General features: G+C 34.1%; 1 protein-coding gene. It reads left to right on the forward strand.

The genetic code is table 11. The annotated features are described in order from the left end of the window. The first annotated feature begins 682 nt into the window (after positions 1-682). Entirely contained in the window at positions 683-1153 is a 471-nt protein-coding gene (locus tag ACFSR1_RS03505) for a hypothetical protein (protein ID WP_378289690.1), read from the forward strand. Positions 1154-1330: the final 177 nt, after the last annotated feature.

Here is a 1330-nt window from a genome sequence, read left to right on the forward strand (position 1 = left end):
AGACCACCAAATTTTTAATTTGGCTTTTAAAATAGAAAAAATAAAAACAAAATAAAAAATTCGGCTCTATGTTTATCCGAAAAGTTAGTGTCTTTTTGCACGCTACGTTTCATACACAAACCGTTAGGGCACATACTCAGGATCTGAAAAGCAAAACGCAATCTGAACCTGTCTGCGGACGAACCTCGATCGTTTGACCTGAGAGTTTTTGCAGTGGTTTGTATCCGATCAAAAGTAAAAAAGCGATGAAAAAATAACTCAAAAGGAGTATTTCGGAGTAGTAACGTGCTGAAAAATCGTTTTTTTTGGCTCATTACGATAATTTTGACGGAAAAAGGGTTTGTGATTTTTTAGTTTGGTAAGTGATAAATCTAAAGGCAGCAAAGTGATCGCTGGAGATTAAAAAAATAATACGGAGCAGTTCCTGCCAGAGGCAGGCAGGCGCAATCTGATATCACTTTACTGCGGCTTGTTTACTAAGTTCTGGCTTGTAAAAGTGGTACGTGCCATAACACTATATATGTGATCATAGCAGCTAGATGATGAATCGAATAGTTCTTGTATATTTGGCAAGGCGCAATGCTTGCAGAATGAAAAGTTAGCAACCAATGCGCAGTTTTTGTCGAAAATAGGGTAACATTTTGCTCTGCTACGACACATATATTAACCGTTAGCGATTATTATGAAAAAAGTAAATTATTCTATATTGATCCTTTTAGCCTTAGTGCTTCTAGCTTTCAGAAATAATGATTTGCAGCCTAAATTGATTAAATATCAATCAAGTGAATGCTTAAATGAAAATGTGTACAAGATTAAAAGAAAGTGGTCCAACAAATTGATTTCAAAAAAAGTTGTCGGTGATATCCAAATATATGCAATATCTATCTTGACCAATTGTAATCTGACTAGCAAAGGTGATATAGAATTACGGAAGGACACTTTGAATTTAAAATATGATGGTCTATATGAATTGGATAAAACTTATAGCGAAAAAGAAAATGATTCAACAGTGTTGATTGTAGAAGAATATACTCAAGTCCTTGCAGATTGTGACTGCATTTTTAATCTTAAATACTCAATTAAAGGACTTGAGAATAAACAATACGTGATAGAGGCAAACGGAAAACTATTAAATAAAAAAAACAATCGCTAACAATTTGTATATTTCATTTGCTCCCTTCGGTAGCAAACGTAACATACAAGGAACGTTGTGCATAATGTCCAAAATGACGCAGGAATTAACAGAGATAGAATTTAAAAACAGTTTTGGTAATGGAATGACGGACATTACGGAAATGGAAGTTGATGAACCGATTGACATTTGGGATTA

It is taken from the genome of Aquimarina rubra (genome assembly GCF_042684305.1).
Lineage (GTDB): Bacteria > Bacteroidota > Bacteroidia > Flavobacteriales > Flavobacteriaceae > Aquimarina > Aquimarina rubra.

What these genes read in the sequence shown, in the direction of transcription:
- ACFSR1_RS03505 (WP_378289690.1), top strand. Translation starts at nt 683, where the DNA reads ATGAAAAAAGTAAATTATTCTATATTGATCCTTTTAGCCTTAGTGCTT.